We start from the raw sequence: 1,294 nt of genomic DNA, 5'->3' as shown, positions 1-1,294 counted from the left end.
CTTTGCCGATGGGTTGGAAGGAGACCTGTGCCGTGGACGAGCGGATGCGCTTTATGGTGGCGGTTGAGAAGGGCGAGGAATCGTTTGCCGCGATCTGCCGTCGGTTCGATGTAAGTCGCCGCATTGGATACAAGTGGCTGGCACGCTTTGAAGAGGAAGGGGTCGCCGGTTTGCTCGACCGTTCACGGGCCCCCCGGCGTCACCCACAAGCAATAGTGCCAAAAATTGCCGAGCGCTGCCTTGAGGTCCGTCGGGCGCATCCGACCTGGGGGCCGATGAAGGTGCGGGCCTATTTGGAGCGCGCCGCGCCCAAAACGGATTGGCCGGCGACGAGCACGATCGGAGAGCTGTTCGACCGCGAGGGGCTGACGGTGAAGCGCAAGCTGCGCCGGCGCAGTCCGCCATCCAGCGCGCCGTTTGCCCATTGCGAGGCCGCCAACGATGTCTGGTGCATCGACTTCAAGGGCTGGTTCCTGACCGGGGACGGCAAGCGGTGTGAGCCGCTGACCTTGACCGACGCCCACAGCCGTTACCTGTTGCGTTGTCAGGCGCTGCCTCGCACGGATACCGAGCATGTCTGGCCGGTGCTCGATGCAGCTTTCCGCGAGTTTGGGCTGCCCCGTTACATACGGTCGGACAACGGATCCCCCTTTGCTTCGTGCGGCGCTGGCGGATTGTCGCAGTTGTCGGTGAAGCTGATCAAGGCCGGCGTGACGCCGGAACGTATTGCCCCGGGCAAGCCGCAGCAGAACGGGCGCCATGAGCGCATGCATCTCACGCTATTGCAGGAGGTGGCCAATCCGCCGGCACATAGCATGCGCGAACAGTTGAGGCGGTTACGCAGCTTCCAACGGCTCTACAACGAAGAGCGCCCGCACCAGGCACTCGACGATGCCACGCCCGCAGAATGCTATCAGGCTTCGGTACGCCGTTTTGACGGCATTCTGCGCTCACCGGTTTATGGCGATCAGGAAGTCCGCCGGGTTCGCCACAACGGAGAGATCAAACTGGACGGCAAGTTCATCTACATCACAGCAGCTCTGGCGGGGGAGCCAGTCGGCCTGGCTGGATCTGAGGACGGCTGGATCGTCAGCTACGGCCCGATCATGCTCGGCACCATCGCCCATCGCGGAGACGAGCTGCGACGACCCAAACGCAAGGGCTGTGGACTTGGGGACAACGCTGCGCGTTGCCCCCAGGGTCCACAGCCTCAACAGCAACAGACCTGAACGAAACAAGAATTGTGTTACCCATGTCGTCGGTTTGAACTGTTACCCATCTCGCCGGTTGCTCA

1 protein-coding gene is annotated in these 1,294 nt (G+C 62.5%); it reads left to right on the top strand.

Translation table 11 applies throughout. The annotated features are described in order from the left end of the window. Positions 1-8: 8 nt before the first annotated feature. Positions 9-1,229: an integrase core domain-containing protein gene (locus JQ632_RS39140; RefSeq protein WP_249152847.1), complete on the top strand. Its 1,221-nt coding sequence runs from the start codon at positions 9-11 to the stop codon at positions 1,227-1,229. Positions 1,230-1,294 lie beyond the last annotated feature (65 nt).

The organism is Bradyrhizobium liaoningense, from assembly GCF_018130955.1.
Classification (GTDB): Bacteria; Pseudomonadota; Alphaproteobacteria; order Rhizobiales; family Xanthobacteraceae; genus Bradyrhizobium; species Bradyrhizobium liaoningense_C.
Note: the sequence above shows the minus strand (reverse complement) of the source record. Positions and strands in the feature narration are given on the sequence as shown.

What these genes read in the sequence shown, in the direction of transcription:
- JQ632_RS39140 (WP_249152847.1), top strand. Translation starts at nt 9, where the DNA reads ATGGGTTGGAAGGAGACCTGTGCCGTGGACGAGCGGATGCGCTTTATG.